A 14,584-nucleotide genomic window follows, 5' to 3' on the forward strand; every position below is an offset into this window, starting at 1 on the left:
GCGACGGACCTCGGGACGCTCTTACACCACGTCTGCGCGCGCCACCTGCGCTGCAATTGCCTGAGCGAAATCATGCCGTTAACGAACTGTCTTGCAAACGAAAAGTAGGAATCGTCAGCGCGATAGCCTCGAATAACGTCATAGGGAGAAATATCAATCAGGCAGTTGTCCAGCAAATACCGAAGTCCTTCGCGTGCCAGCGGCGTCGAGACATTAAACTCCCGGTTGTCAGCCAAAATCGCAAGCCAATTGAGGATTGAAAACTCCCCAGACTCTAAATCCAAGACCGAAAGGCCCTCTAAGTCAAGCTCATATCGGTTCGCGATGCCATCAGACTCGGTCCGGCATGCCCATTCCATTGCCATTTCCTCATGTGGTGTGCAATAAAACCCGCGCCCATAGTCATTGAATTGCCTGCATTTATCCAACGATGGATGCTCGACAACAACCTCCGACCCGTGCCAAAGCTCCATATCGACCTCCTAAAAATATCACCCCAGTGATAGTTTACCAATAACTATCACTGGGGTGATATAGATGAGAGCTTTTGAGGAGCTGCAGCCTGACTAGAGGCAAGCCTCGGCGATGCGGCGTTTGAGTTCGTCGATGCCGGTGCCGGTCTGGGAGCTCGTAATGATCACGTTTTCGGCCGGGACGTTGAGCTGCTTTTTGATGGCTGCTGCCTGGCGGGCCTGCTGGGTGCGGCTGAGCTTGTCGGCTTTGGTGAGGCAGACGATAAAGTTGAACTCGTTGCCCTGTAGGTAGTCGATCATGTCGTGGTCGAGCTTGCTGGGGTCGTGACGAATGTCAACCAGCGATACGACCAGGTTAAAGCTGCGCTCGGAGTCGAAGAAGTCGCCGATAAGCTCGGCCCAGCGGTCGCGCTCGGCCTTGGAGCGACGGGCGAAACCGTAACCCGGCAGGTCCACGAAATGCACGTCGTCGGCCTCAAAGAAGTTGATGTTGCTCGTCTTGCCCGGCGTACTGGAAACCTTGACCAGGTTCTTGCGGCCAAAGAGCTTGTTCATAATCGACGACTTGCCCACGTTGGAGCGGCCGACAAAGCTCACCTCGGGGCAGGTGGACTCGGGAATCTGCGAAACCTTGCCGTAGCTGGCGACGAACTTGGCAAGCTGGTAGTTAATGGAATCGGCCATGGACACTCCTTGGTCGTAGGTTCTTACAAAAGAGCGCGCTATTGCGCAGCGGCAATGCGGCGGACGATATCGAGCGTGATGTTACTTGCGACACGCGCGTACTCGAACAGATCGAACTCTCGGTCGCAAATTGCATCGTACGCCTCGTCACAATTATCGCTGATAGCGCGCAACACCAGGCAATCGACACCATTTTTGGTTGCGACATGAGCAATCGCCGCGCCCTCCATGCCGACACAATCGGCATGCGTCGCTTCGATAGCGTCGTTACGCATGGCGGCGCCCGTCACAAAGCGGTTACCCGTGGCAATCGTGCCGACCAGGAACTGTTTGGTGCCCCCGTTCGAAGCGACTGCATTTGTCGAAGCGTCAACGAACCCACGCTCAGCAAGCACGTCGACGGCAATATCGACCAGCGCGGGCGTCGAACCAAACTCCTCAAGCCCCGGTGCGGACTCGGCGATAAGCGCGGTATCGGTATCCAGATAGCGTAGGCGTTTGCCAATGACCACGTCGTCGATATGGAGCTTGGGGTTCAAACCGCCCGCAATGCCCGAAAACACAACAGCCTGCGGAGCATACTTGCTAATGAGGTGCTGTGTTGCAGCGGCGGCGTTCACCGTGCCCATGCCCGCCGTTGTGGCGACAACTGTCAGGCCGTCGAGCTCGCCGCTCACAACGGTCAAGCCTGCCTCCCGTGCCTCGCAAACGTCGCTCAGCTCTTCCTTAATCTGCATGATCTCTTTTTCGAGCGCACCGATAATCGCGATGGTAGCCATACCATTCCCCAAACCTATACGAAATTCTCAACCACGGTATGGTACCAGCATTTTGTTTGACCTCGCCAAACGAACACGCTAAGCCAGTGCAGCTCGCGTATCAAACAGCGCCTTTGCAATCGCGGCCGTAACCTCACTCGAGCGGTCGCTCCACGGCATCGATGTCATGACGCTCATGACATAGGTACGGCCATCGATGTCGATAGCAGGCATTTCTTTCCAAAGATATTCAGTCGCGTTTGAGGTGTCTCTAAACAATAAACAGGCGTTTCTATGCAAAAACACCGATTCCGTTGCGCATCTTTGCCCAAAACGCAGTTGCGGTGAAATAGTTCCTGTTTGGGCGGCATAAGCCGAAAAACAAGAACTATTCCACCGCAACTTGACGGGGCTCCTTAGCAATCAACTAGGTGCCCGGGGGCACTCATTTAAGTCTGTCCCCAATGAGTGCCGCTAGCCGATGGCGTTTTTGAGTTCGGCGCGGCGCTTTTTCATGCCGGCCATGACGGCGTTGCGCAGCTCGGGCATGCGCGCGGTATCCATCTGGGGCACGCCCTCGAGCTTATAGGGAATACCCAGTTGCTCGTACTTGACGACACCCATCGTGTGATACGGCAGCATTTCCAGGCCCACCACGTTGTGCCATGGAGCGATCAGGCGACCGAGCTTCTCGCATTCCTCCGCCGTGTCGGTGATACCCGGCACCACCACATGGCGAATAACAACCTTAATCTTGCGATGGGCAAGCTCATCGCCAAACGCCAGGATGCGCGCAGGATCGCAGCCGGTCAGCTTTTTATGCTCAACCGGATCGGCATGCTTGATGTCGAGCAGCACCATATCGGTCTCGTTGAGAACAGCATCGAACTTCTCCGGATGCTTGGGGTCAAATGCATAGCCACAGCTATCTAGGCAGGTATGTACACGGCCATCGGGGTTGTTGTGCATTGCACGGAACAGGTCGGCCAAAAACTCGGGCTGCAGGAGCGGCTCGCCACCGGACACCGTAATGCCACCGCTGCGATAGAACTCGTGGTTACTCTGGAACTCATCCATCAGGTGCTCGACGGTCACCATGGTGCCGCCGTTGACCGACCAGGTATCGGGATTGTGGCAATACGCGCAGCGCATGGGACAGCCCTGAACAAACACCACAAAGCGGATGCCGGGTCCGTCGACCGTTCCCATCGTCTCGATCGAATGCACGCGGCCAAGGGCAAACGCAGAGTCCTCGGGACGAGCGTCCACACCCTCAAGCGTCATTTCTGCCATTCGCGCTACCTTGCCTCTCCTTGGATGCAACCAATTAAAATGCCAGAGTCATTCTAGCCCATGCGTTTGCGTTTAAACGCCTCGGACTAGAACGGCACGTTTTAATCTATCCCCCATCACCAAGGCTGGGGGCTACGTCGAGATGTCAGGCTGGAGAACGCTCGCCTGCGGCCTTTACGCCTTAAGCGTGAGCACCGCACCGAAGGCGGTCGGGCCGCAGTGGCTCGAGATGACGCCGCCGACCTGAGTCCAGGTAACGTCCTTAAAGCCCAGGTCGTGCGCATAGACTTCCATATCGTCGCGCAGCTCCTCGGAAAGGCCCACTGAATACGCCAAACCAATGTGCGAGTAATCAATATCGCCCTTCGCAACCATGTGGTCAATAAAGGCACGGGCACATTTGAGCATAGAGCCGCGGAGCTTCTTGGTCGCCACGAATTTGCCACCCGTTACCTCAATGCAGGGCTTAATCTTGAGCAGATGGGCGCCAAGAAACGCGACGTTGGACAAGCGACCACCCGCCTTAAGGAAGGCAAGGTCCGTAGGAACAAAGCCCAGCAGCACGCGGTCCATCACCGAATTGGTAAAGGCGAAAATCTCGTCGACGGTGGCATCCGGATGGGCTTCGATATACTTGGCGGTCTCAACGGCGACAAGCGACTGGCCCACCGACACAAAGCGCGTATCCATGGAGAAGACGTAATCGCGACCCTTTGCCGCAATCTTCGACGACTGATGCGAGCGGGTCGTAACCTCGGAATACGCAAGATGCAAAATGGTCGCATCGGGCCGCTCGGCGTGGATGCGGTCGTACACATGCGCAAAATCCGCCGGCGAGCAACCGCTGGTCTTGGGCATCACACCAAACTCGTTGCAGCGCGAGTAAATCTCAAGCGGGTCGATCGATCCGTCTTCGACGGTCTCGTCACCAATCGTGACATGCATGGGCACGCGCACGATGCCATAGCGCTCGCAGAGCTCCGGCGTCACATCCGAACCAGACTCAACCACGATTACGTACTTGCCCATTATCATCACAACCCATCTCGACGTTGGCTTTTGAATATGTGACGCACGTCCGCCGTCCTGCTGCAGAACGGCCTCCAAGCGCCAAAGAGACGCCGCCCCTTGCACACAACAAAGGACAGCGTCTCCCTGGAAAACTCCGTGCTTATCTGAGATTCTACACGGTTTATTAAGGAGTGTTACTTATTCCGCAAACGGTAGCTATACGCGATAAACGGTAGCAAGCAAGAATCCAGAACGCTCAACCCATTAGGAGAGTTCCGCCTAAAGGGTAACTACACAGGACCCCGCCGGGGCTGTTTGGGCTACCTCCCAAAATATTCCGCAGGACGCAAGAAGCCCTCGTCGCACGAAGTGCGCAGCGAGGGCTTCTTGCATGTCCGAGGACGTTTTGGGAGGTAGCCCAAACAGCCCCAGCGATCCTGCGGGAGTTAAACCCCTTTAGAACTTGTTGTGGAAGGTACGCGAAATGACCTCGTCCTGCTGCTCCTTGGTGAGCGTGTGGAAGTTCACGGCGTAGCCGGAAACGCGAATGGTCAGCTGCGGGTACTTCTCGGGGTGAGCCTGAGCGTCGAGCAGCGTCTCACGGTTGAAGACGTTGATGTTCAGGTGGTGGCCACCCTTCTCGGCGTAAGCGTCGAGCATGTGGACCAGGTTATCGGCCTGAGTCTCGGAAACTTCAGAAACCTTCATAATGTGTCTCCTTCGATTGATAGGCGCCGGCCGAAACCGGCGCGCTAATCAGTAATCGTTATTGTTAGTATAGCACTAACAATAGTTACTCGCCCAGCTGATCAAGGTCGATATCACCAAAGAACACCTGGTCCTCCTTGCCGAGCGCGCCCGGGATGATGGAGAAGGTGTTGGAGATGCCGTCCTGAGCATCGCGGAACGGGAGCTTGGAAACCGAAGACAGCGAAGCGATGGCGCCGTGGCTATCGCGCTTGTGCATGGGGTTAGCACCCGGGGCGAAGGGCTGGCCAGCCTTGCGGCCATCAGGCGTAGAACCGGTCTTCTTGCCGTACACGACGTTGGAGGTGATGGTCAGAACCGAGGTCGTGGGCACGGAGTTGCGGTAGGTGTCGTTCATGCGGATGTACTCCATGAACTGGTGCACAACGTCGTGAGCGATCTGGTCGACGCGGTCGTCGTCGTTACCGTACTTGGGGAACTCGCCCTCGGTCTCGAAGTCGACAATGATGCCGTTCTCGTCGCGGACGGGGTGGACCTTGGCGTACTTGATGGCGGACAGGGAGTCAGCCACGACGGAAAGGCCAGCAATGCCCGTAGCGAACCAGCGGTGCACGTGCTTGTCGTGCAGAGCCATCTGGATGCGCTCGTAGCAATACTTGTCGTGCATGTAGTGGATGATGTTCAGCGAGTTGACGTACACGCCAGCGAGCCACTTCATCATGTCGTTGTACTTGGCCACAACGTCGTCGTAATCGAGCGTATCGCCCTCGACGGCGCGATACTTGGGGCCGACCTGCTTCTTGGAGACCTCGTCAACACCGCCGTTGAGTGCGTACAGCAGGCACTTGGCCAGGTTGGCGCGGGCGCCGAAGAACTGCATCTCCTTGCCGATGCGCATGGAGGACACGCAGCAGGCAATGCCGTAGTCGTCGCCGTGGTAGACGCGCATGAGGTCGTCGTTCTCGTACTGAATCGAGGAGCTGGCGACAGAAGTCTTGGCGCAGAACTTCTTGAAGTTCTCGGGCAGACGGGTCGACCACAGAACGGTCATGTTGGGCTCGGGGCTGGTGCCCATGTTCTCGAGCGTGTGCAGGTAGCGGTAGCTCATCTTGGTAACGAGCGTACGGCCGTCAACACCCATGCCGCCGATGGACTCGGTGACCCACTGCGGATCGCCGGTAAACAGGGCCTGGTACTCGGGGGTACGGGCAAACTTGACCATGCGGAGCTTCATGATGAAGTGATCCACGAACTCCTGGATCTGCTCCTCGGTGAAGGTACCGTTGGCAAGGTCGCGCTCAGCGTAGATGTCGATGAACGTGGAGGTACGGCCGATGGACATAGCGGCGCCGTTCTGCTCCTTGACGGAAGCGAGGTAGGCGAAGTACATCCACTGGATGGCCTCCTGCGTGTTGGTAGCAGGGTTGGAAATGTCGAAACCATAGGTCTCGGCCATCATCTTGAGCTCGCCGAGGGCGCGGATCTGCTCCTGCAGCTCCTCACGATCGCGGATGTTGTCGGCGGTCATGACCGTCGGGGTGGAAGCCTTCTGGGCCTCCTTGTCCTTGATCAGGTAGTCGACGCCGTACAGGGCAACACGACGGTAGTCGCCGATGATGCGGCCGCGGCCATAGCCATCGGGCAGACCGGTGATGATGTGGGCCGAGCGGCAGGCGCGCATCTCGGGGGTGTAAACATCGAAGACGCCAGCGTTGTGGGTCTTGCGCTCGAAGGTGTAGCGCTCGACAACGTTCTCGTCGACCTTATAGCCGTGCTGGCTGGCAGCCTGGCAAGCGATGCGGATGCCACCGTTGACGTGCAGCGCGCGCTTGAGCGGCTTGTCAGTCTGGAGACCGACGATGGTCTCCTTCTCGCGGTGGGCGTTATCGATGTAGCCAGCGGGGTGGCTCACGATACCCGTAACGGTCTTGGTGTCCATATCGAGGACACCGCCCTGCTCGCGCTCCTTAAGCAGCAGGTCGAGAACCTCGCCCCACAGCTCCTTGGTACGCTCGGTTGGGCCGGCGAGGAACGACTCGTCGCCCTCGTAGGGGGTGTAGTTCTTCTGGATGAAGTCTCGGACGTCAACTTCTCCCGTCCAGATGCCTTCCTTGAAGCCTTCCCATGCCTCCTGCATTGTGTAACCACGCTCCTAGTTACGTGTAATGCGGCGCTCTCTCACACCGCTGCTTATTGAATTCTTGAATGTTCGGCTTGCACTACCGGCTTCTTCCGTTCTTCACCACACGTTGGTGCAGGGAAAACGTTTGTCCACCTTGGAACTACAACCCAAAACCCAAGATTTCACCCGTTTGAGAAGGATAACATAGCGACCCTCTCCATCTGGGCTGTTATATGTTTCTTTTTTTATATCATAAAGGCGTTTTTTACAAACCCGCAGGAAATGCGAGCGCGAACAACTACCGTTCACCGATTTGTTTGGTATTTTTCCTTGCCTTTGTACGACGTTCACTCTAGCTGTTATGCCAGCTTTAGCAGGGTAAAGTGTTCCAGAGACCCTACAGAAACTGCAGGGCGGCCACGGGATCCCCCGTGGCCGCCCTGTGGCGTGACTAGTTTTTAGCTTTGATTGCCGCTTGGCATTAGGCGGCTGAGGCGGCCTTGTCGGTCGTTGCCTTGCTGTTGCTCTGCTGGCCCTCAAAATGCTTGTAGCACCAGCTGGTGACCAGCGGGGTCAAAATAGCAGTCACGATTGCACAGGCAGCAACCTGTGCCGTGGCCGTCGCGAGCACCACACCGCCGTACAAGGCCTCGTTGACGCTTGCCATGGCAGCAGGCGTGGCCACATTGGCTCCGGCGCAGCTCGAAATGGCCGCACCTGCGACACCCGTACCGCCTGTGAGCTTATCGACCGCGATAACGGGAATTGCAAAGACCACCGAGCAGATCACGCCGAGCAGAATACCGGGAAGACCACCATTAATGAGCTGGCCAAAGGTCATGGTCGAGCCCATGGCAAAGAAGACGAGCACGATGATGGCGGAAAGTGCCGGTGCCATCATCTTCTTAAAGCTGGGGAAGAGGTTACCCAGAATAATGCCGACGACGATCGGCAGGATGGCGCCCACGAGCGACCAGCCGATCGGAGCCTGACCGGCAGCGCCGAGCACGATCATCGTGACCGGAGGGCCGACAACCAGCGTGGTGATGGCGACGGCGCCACGCTCGGCCTCATTGCCCATGGTGCCCATCAGACCAGCGTACATAGCGTTGTTGGCGCCGGTGCAAGCGGCCAGCATCACCATGGCAGAGATGCCAAACAGGTTGTCGTTGAATACATAAAGGATGAGCAGCGACACGGCAACGACCACGATCTGCTTGACGGCGATGATGATGGCGCCGCGGGCAGCGGCGGCAGGAGCGCTCTTAAACGAAATCGTCGTACCGACGATGAGCAAAAAAGCGCCAACAAGCGGGCCTGCGCCCTGCTGGGTCATGCCGAGCGTAAAGCTGCCGAGCGTTTTGAACAGATCGGGGAACAGCGTGTTGAGCAGGCAGCCCAACAAAAGCGGCACCAAAATATTGGCACCCGGGATGGAGGACATCTTAAAGAACGGCTCCTTTGCCGCCGGCGCCTCCACCGCAGTCGATTCACTCATATATATCTCCTTTGGATGCATGCGAATCGTAGCCGCACGCGCCTTTGTCAGAAAGAAGGCGACGGTCCCGAGTCGCAGGAGCCGTCGCCGAATTAACGTCGCGGGGTATTACCCGTCCAGAACGATGCCACCGTCGCAGTCACCGATCTCGCCGTTCACGAAGCTAGCGAGGTCGGAAGCGAAGAAGAGCACCATCTGCGCAGGCTCGCTGGCCTGGGCGGCGCGGCCCAGAGGAATACCGTTGATGATGCGCTGAGAGTTCTCGTCAGAGAGAATCGAGGTCATATCGGTAAGGGTGAGCGACGGGCACACGGCGTTGCAGCGGACGCCAAACTTGCCGCCTTCCTTGGCGACTGCCTTGGTTAGACCGTTAACACCGGCTTTGGAGCTGGCGTAGGCAGCGGTGCCGAGCAGGCCGCCGCCGATCTTGCCAGCAACAGAGCTCACGTTGACGATAGTGCCGGCATGGGCCGCCTTAAAGTGCGGGTACACGGCGTTCATCATGGTAAAGGTGCCGTTGAGGTTGATGTCGATGGTGCGACGCCACTCGGTGTCATCGATCTCGTCGAACTTCTTGGTGCTGATGACGCCAGCGCAGTTGATCAGGATGTTGGTTTGCGGCAGGTCCGTAAAAATCTGCTCGACGGTCTCACGCGCCTTAGGCGCATCGGCAACATCGAGCTGATAGAACTTGTTGCCCTCGCCAAGCTCGGTCACAGCGGCCTCGCCCTTGGCAGCGTTCCTTGCGATGAGCGCGACGTGTCCGCCGCCCGCGACGATGCCCTTGGCGATCTCGAGGCCAATGCCCTGAGTGCCACCCGTGACAATCGCGGTCTTGCCCGTGAAGTCAAATGCCATGACTCCATCCCCCTTTATATAAGGTGTCTCCTTGCGGGAAGTTGGAGCATCGCACGTGGCGATAAATGAGTCCCAGTCGTCATGGTGGTGACAACCCCTCGCCTAACCGCGGGCATAATAGTTCTTTGAAACGCTTCAGCAATTGAATTTTTTAACTCTTTATGCGCTCTTTATATTGCCCACTGAATGAGGCCCGAATATGCGGGTATCATCTTTCACCGAAAATAGTTTCTAGTGTTAGGGGTTTTCGGTGGAAGATACCGATTTCCATGAGCTTGGGCGTCAGCTCTTAACTGAGTTTGTCAGCATGCATCATCGCATTTCACGCTCTGCGGACAAAGCTCTCGGCGGCGAGATGGCTGTCATGCGCGCCCTCATGCTCGCCGGCGGTTCGCTCACGCCGAGCGAACTCGCAAATCGCGCCTGGGTCTCGAGTGCCCGCATCGCCAATATCTTACGCACTCTCGAAGCCAAGGGCTGGGTCGAGCGCGAGCACTCAAAGACCGACCGTCGTCGTGTACACGTCACGATGACCGATAAGGGATTCCAGAATCTCGAAATCAAACGTCGGGAATTCGAGGAACGCACCGCGGCCTTCCTCGAGCAGCTCGGCGAAACAGATACCCAAGAGATGGTGCGCCTTCTAAGGCGTTTCAACGAAATTATCGACCGCAATCAAGAAAGGAGAGATGCCGAGTGAGGATTCTCAAGCTCTTTAAAAAGCATGTCCTGGCACTGTTCACAGCTATCGTACTTATCGTAATCAGCTGCAACGCCGATCTGGCACTGCCTACCTACATGAGCGACATCGTCGACGTGGGCGTACAGCAAGGCGGCATCGCCTCGCCCGTGCCCGACACCATTCGTGCCGAATCACTCGATGACCTTGAGCTCTTTATGAGCACCAAGGACGCCAAAGCTGTGGAGGCCGTGTTTAGCAAGGCTGACAAAAAAGGCATTCGAACGTACAAGGGCACCGAGGAAGAGCGTGCCGATGGCGGCAAGATTGCCGACATTATGAGCCTGCCCGAGACCGTCGTCCTTTCTCTCAACCAGGGCATCGACGCCAGCTCCATGGGCGACATGACCGGCGCATCCACCGAGGCAAGCAATGGCGGCGGCGCCCAGGCCATGCCCACCCCCGAGCAGATGGCGGCAATGACGCCCGAGCAGCTCGCCGAGATGCAGCAGAAGGCCACAGCGGCGCAAAACATGCAAAAGCAGATTGATGCCGACGGCGGCAAGATCACCATGAAGAGTCTGCGCCTAGGTGTCGAGGGCGGTCTGGTAGACCAAAGCAAGCTCGTCGAGGGCGCCAATGAAATGGCGGACAAAATGGGCTCCATGTCGGGCTCCATCGTGACCCAACGCGCCGTGAGCTATGTGCAAGACGAGTACAAGGCGCAGGGTATCGACCCCGCCGACGTGCAGAACGCCTACCTGGGCCGCATGGCGACCACGATGTTTGGTCTGTGCCTGATCTCACTGGTCGCCACCATCCTAACCGGCGCCGTGGCCTCGCGCACCGCCTGTTCCATCGCACGCGACCTGCGCCGCGAGACCTTCAACAAGGTCATGCACTTCTCGCCGGCCGAGGTGGGCAAGTTTAGCCAGGCCTCGCTCATCACTCGCTGCACCAACGACATTCAGCAGATTCAGATGGCCGCAACCCTGTTTATCCGCATGTGCCTCATGGCGCCCGTCATGGGCATCGTCGCCGTCATGCGCGTCCTGGCCAACCACACCGGCCTGGAGTGGACCATCGCCGTGGCCATCATCGCGGTCTCGGCCGTCGTCGGCGTGCTTATGGGCCTCACCATGCCCAAGTTCAAAAAGATGCAGAGCTTTGTGGACCGCGTGAACCTTACCGCCCGCGAGCTGCTCGACGGCCTTATGCCCATCCGCTCGTTTAACCGCGAGGAGCATGAGCTCGAGCGCTTTGACCAGGCGTCCCTCGACCTGATGACCACGCAGCTCTACACCAACCGCGCCATGAGCTTTATGATGCCGCTCATGATGCTCGTCATGAACTGCATCACCGTGCTTATCGTCTGGTTTGGCGCGCAGGGCGTGTCCGACGGCGTGATGCAGGTCGGCAACATGATGGCGTTCATCTCCTACACCATGCAGATCGTCATGGCGTTTATGATCCTCACCATGGTTTCGGTTATCCTGCCCCGCGCCGAGGTCGCAGCAGAGCGCGTGGAAGAGGTCATCACCTGCCCCACGAGCATCAACGACCCTGCCTCGCCCAAACTGCCCGCAGCCAGCGCGCCGCGCGGTGAGCTCACCTTCCGCGACGTGAGCTTCCAGTACCCCGATGCCCGCGCCGATGTCATCAGCGGCGTGAACTTCACCACACATGCCGGCCAGATGCTCGGCATCATTGGCTCAACGGGTTCGGGCAAGTCCACGCTCGTGCAGCTGATTCCGCGCCTGTACGACGTCACGGGCGGCAGCATTTCGCTCGACGGCATCGACGTGCGCGACATGACCCTTTCCGAGCTGCGCCACCGCATTGGTTACATCCCGCAGCAGGGTCGCCTGTTCTCGGGCACCGTCGAGAGCAACCTCAAGTTTGCCGGCGACATGGTGAGCGATGATGATATGCGCCAGGCGGCACGCATCGCCCAGGCCGAGGACTTTATCGCCGAGCGCGAGGGCGGCTACGACTCCCCCATCAGCCAGGGCGGCTCCAATATTTCGGGTGGTCAGCGCCAACGCCTGGCCATTGCCCGCGCGTTGGCCAAAAAGCCCGAGGTCGTGGTGTTCGATGACTCGTTTAGCGCCCTCGACTACAAGACCGACGCGCGCCTGCGCGAGGAGCTGGCCAAAAACGTCACCGACGCCGCACTCGTGGTCGTGGCCCAGCGCATCGCGACCATCATGCACGCCGACCAGATCATCGTGCTCGACGACGGTCACGTAGTGGGCACCGGCACGCACGAGGAGCTGCTGCACGGCTGCCCGGCGTACCTGGAGATTGCACAGTCGCAGCTTTCCGCCGAGGAGCTGGGGCTTACCCAAGAAGAAATTGCAGCCGTCATGGAAGGAGGCGAGCGCTAATGGCAGACGAGACCAAGACTCAGATTCCCAAGCCCACCCGCCAGCGTGGTCCCATGGGCCGCATGGGTGGCATGCGCCGTGGCGAAAAGGCCAAGGACTTTAAGGGCACCATGAGGCAGCTGCTCGGCTATATCGGCCAGCACAAGATTGCCGTGTTTGCCGCCGTCGCCTTTGCCGTGTGCTCGGTCATCTTTAACATTGTGGGGCCCAAGGTGCTCGGCCAGGTTACGACTAAGCTGTTCGAGGGCTTGGTTGCCAAGGTCAACGGCACCGGCGATGTCGACTTTGCCTGGATCGCCAAGACGCTCGGCTTTTTGCTCTGTCTGTATCTGGCGAGCTCTGTCTGCAGCCTGATCCAAGGCTGGCTCATGACCGGCGTCACGCAAAAGATTTGTTATCGCATGCGCAAGGAGATCGCCGCCAAGATCGCCGTCGTTCCGATGAGTTACTTCAACGGCCACAGCAAGGGCGACGTACTCAGTCGCATCACCAACGACGTCGATACGCTCGGCCAGTCGCTCAACCAGAGCGTGACGCAGCTCATCACGTCTGTCACGCAGATTATCGGCGTGCTCGTCATGATGCTGTCGATCAGTCTGCCGCTCACCGGCGTCACCGTGCTCACGCTGCCGGCAGCCGCGATTATCCTGACCGTGATGATTCACTTCTCGCAGCCGTACTTCCGCGAGCAACAGCAAGTCCTGGGCGCCGTCAACGGCATTATCGAGGAGGACTTTGCCGGCCAGAATGTCATTCAGGTGTTCGACCGCGCCGAGGCCTCGATCGAGGAGTTCGACCGTCAAAACGACCGACTCTTTATTAGCGGCTGGCGTTCGCAGTTCCTGTCGGGCCTGATGATGCCGCTTATGAGCCTGGTGGGCAACATGGGCTATGTGGGCGTCGTCGTGGTGGGCGCACAGCTCGCGTTGACCGGCAATGCCACGCCCGGCGACATCCAGAGCTTTATCCAGTACGTTCGCAACTTTACGCAACCCGTACAGCAACTGGGCAACGTGAGCAATACGATGCAGTCGATGGCCGCTGCCACCGAGCGCGTCTTTGAGTTCCTGGCCGCGCCCGAGGAGGAGCAAAAGGCCGACGCGCAGATTCCCGAAAAGCGCCCCGGCCACGTGGAGTTCGACCATGTCAAGTTTGGCTACACGCCCGACAAGACCATCATCCACGACTTTAGCTGCGAGGCGCAGCCCGGCCAAACCATTGCCATCGTCGGCCCCACCGGCGCCGGCAAGACCACGCTCATTAAGCTGCTGCAGCGCTTTTACGACGTGGACGGCGGTTCGCTGCGCGTCGAAGGCGTCGACGTGCGCGACTGGGACCGCGCGGCGCTGCGCGGCGAGTTTGCCATGGTGCTGCAGGACACCTGGCTGTTTAACGGCACCATCCGCGAGAACATCCGCTACGGACGCCCCGATGCGACCGACGCCGAGGTCGAGGCCGCCGCACGCGCCGCACGCTGCGACCACTTTATCCATACGCTCGCCGGTGGCTACGACTTTATGATCAACGAGGAGGGCACTAACCTGTCGCAGGGTCAGCGCCAGCTCGTGACCATCGCCCGTGCCATTTTGGCCGACCGCCCGGCGCTGATTCTAGACGAGGCGACTTCCAACGTGGACACCCGCACCGAGGAGCTCATTCAGCGCGCCATGGATGCGCTGATGCAAGGCCGTACAAGCTTTGTCATCGCGCACCGCCTGTCCACGATCCGTAACGCCGACGTGATCTTGGTGATCCGCGACGGCGACATCGTCGAGAAGGGCACACACGACGAACTGCTCGCCCAGGGCGGCTTCTACGCCGACCTGTACAACTCGCAGTTCGACGAAGCGGCGTAAATTCTGCCGCAGGGAACGAATAACGCCCTAGAACGGGGACGCAGGACAATCTGCGTCCCCGTTTTTGTTTTGCAGCCCTCGAACCGCCTCCCCTGGGACCTGATTGACGCCCTCCCTCAAGGCCCCGTGGACAAAAAATGGCAAATATGAGTACTGTTACTTTTTTAGTAACATCCAAAACGACCCAAAACACCGCTCTTGTAGCTTGTATGCGGTAGCGCGCAGAGATGTGGTGTAAGAGGCGGGGAATGCCCCGC

Annotated in this window: 13 protein-coding genes; 3 read left to right on the forward strand and 10 right to left on the reverse strand. The window is 58.5% G+C overall.

The genetic code is table 11. The annotated features are described in order from the left end of the window. The 10 genes from DWW12_RS09100 to DWW12_RS09140 form a co-directional block, all read right to left on the reverse strand. Positions 1–473, reverse strand: a 473-nt coding sequence (locus tag DWW12_RS09100) for a DUF3990 domain-containing protein (RefSeq protein ID WP_147345492.1), incomplete at its 3' end; no start/stop codon positions are given. Positions 474–566: 93 nt separating this feature from the next. Beyond that, the gene (gene yihA, locus DWW12_RS09105) at positions 567–1,157 is read right to left on the reverse strand and encodes a ribosome biogenesis GTP-binding protein YihA/YsxC (RefSeq protein ID WP_055252447.1); all 591 of its coding nucleotides are present in this window, start codon (positions 1,155–1,157) and stop codon (positions 567–569) included. Between the two features lie 38 nt (positions 1,158–1,195). Continuing rightward, positions 1,196–1,936: a 5'-methylthioadenosine/S-adenosylhomocysteine nucleosidase gene (gene mtnN / locus DWW12_RS09110; RefSeq protein WP_117855780.1), complete on the reverse strand. Its 741-nt coding sequence runs from the start codon at positions 1,934–1,936 to the stop codon at positions 1,196–1,198. Positions 1,937–2,014: 78 nt separating this feature from the next. Then, positions 2,015–2,149 (reverse strand): hypothetical protein, encoded by a 135-nt coding sequence (locus DWW12_RS10090; protein ID WP_255413212.1) that lies wholly within the window; start codon positions 2,147–2,149, stop codon positions 2,015–2,017. Between the two features lie 240 nt (positions 2,150–2,389). Then, positions 2,390–3,208 (reverse strand): pyruvate formate-lyase-activating protein, encoded by an 819-nt coding sequence (gene pflA, locus DWW12_RS09115; RefSeq protein WP_117855781.1) that lies wholly within the window; start codon positions 3,206–3,208, stop codon positions 2,390–2,392. Positions 3,209–3,382: 174 nt separating this feature from the next. Further along, positions 3,383–4,237 carry a DegV family protein gene (locus DWW12_RS09120; RefSeq protein ID WP_117855782.1) on the reverse strand — a complete coding sequence of 285 codons (855 nt, stop codon included), beginning with the start codon at positions 4,235–4,237 and terminating at the stop codon, positions 3,383–3,385. A gap of 438 nt (positions 4,238–4,675) precedes the next feature. Beyond that, entirely contained in the window at positions 4,676–4,927 is a 252-nt protein-coding gene (grcA3, locus tag DWW12_RS09125; RefSeq protein WP_055252439.1) for an autonomous glycyl radical cofactor GrcA3, read from the reverse strand. Between the two features lie 85 nt (positions 4,928–5,012). Then, positions 5,013–7,064 (reverse strand): formate C-acetyltransferase, encoded by a 2,052-nt coding sequence (gene pflB, locus DWW12_RS09130; protein ID WP_117637024.1) that lies wholly within the window; start codon positions 7,062–7,064, stop codon positions 5,013–5,015. Positions 7,065–7,530: 466 nt separating this feature from the next. Next, positions 7,531–8,547 carry a 2-keto-3-deoxygluconate permease gene (locus DWW12_RS09135; RefSeq protein ID WP_117790516.1) on the reverse strand — a complete coding sequence of 339 codons (1,017 nt, stop codon included), beginning with the start codon at positions 8,545–8,547 and terminating at the stop codon, positions 7,531–7,533. Between the two features lie 108 nt (positions 8,548–8,655). Next, positions 8,656–9,405 (reverse strand): SDR family NAD(P)-dependent oxidoreductase, encoded by a 750-nt coding sequence (locus DWW12_RS09140; RefSeq protein WP_117855783.1) that lies wholly within the window; start codon positions 9,403–9,405, stop codon positions 8,656–8,658. A gap of 250 nt (positions 9,406–9,655) precedes the next feature. Between DWW12_RS09140 and DWW12_RS09145 the strand changes: the two genes are divergently transcribed. From DWW12_RS09145 to DWW12_RS09155, 3 genes are read left to right on the forward strand one after another with little or no spacing between them, the layout of a single operon-like run. Continuing rightward, entirely contained in the window at positions 9,656–10,105 is a 450-nt protein-coding gene (locus DWW12_RS09145; protein WP_117855784.1) for a MarR family winged helix-turn-helix transcriptional regulator, read from the forward strand. Next, the gene (locus DWW12_RS09150; RefSeq protein WP_117637027.1) at positions 10,102–12,471 is read left to right on the forward strand and encodes an ABC transporter ATP-binding protein; all 2,370 of its coding nucleotides are present in this window, start codon (positions 10,102–10,104) and stop codon (positions 12,469–12,471) included. Before DWW12_RS09145 ends, DWW12_RS09150 begins: the two co-directional genes overlap by 4 nt. Continuing rightward, positions 12,471–14,327 (forward strand): ABC transporter ATP-binding protein, encoded by a 1,857-nt coding sequence (locus tag DWW12_RS09155; protein WP_117855785.1) that lies wholly within the window; start codon positions 12,471–12,473, stop codon positions 14,325–14,327. Before DWW12_RS09150 ends, DWW12_RS09155 begins: the two co-directional genes overlap by 1 nt. Positions 14,328–14,584: the final 257 nt, after the last annotated feature.

It is taken from the genome of Collinsella sp. AF14-35, from assembly GCF_003464565.1.
GTDB lineage: Bacteria > Actinomycetota > Coriobacteriia > Coriobacteriales > Coriobacteriaceae > Collinsella.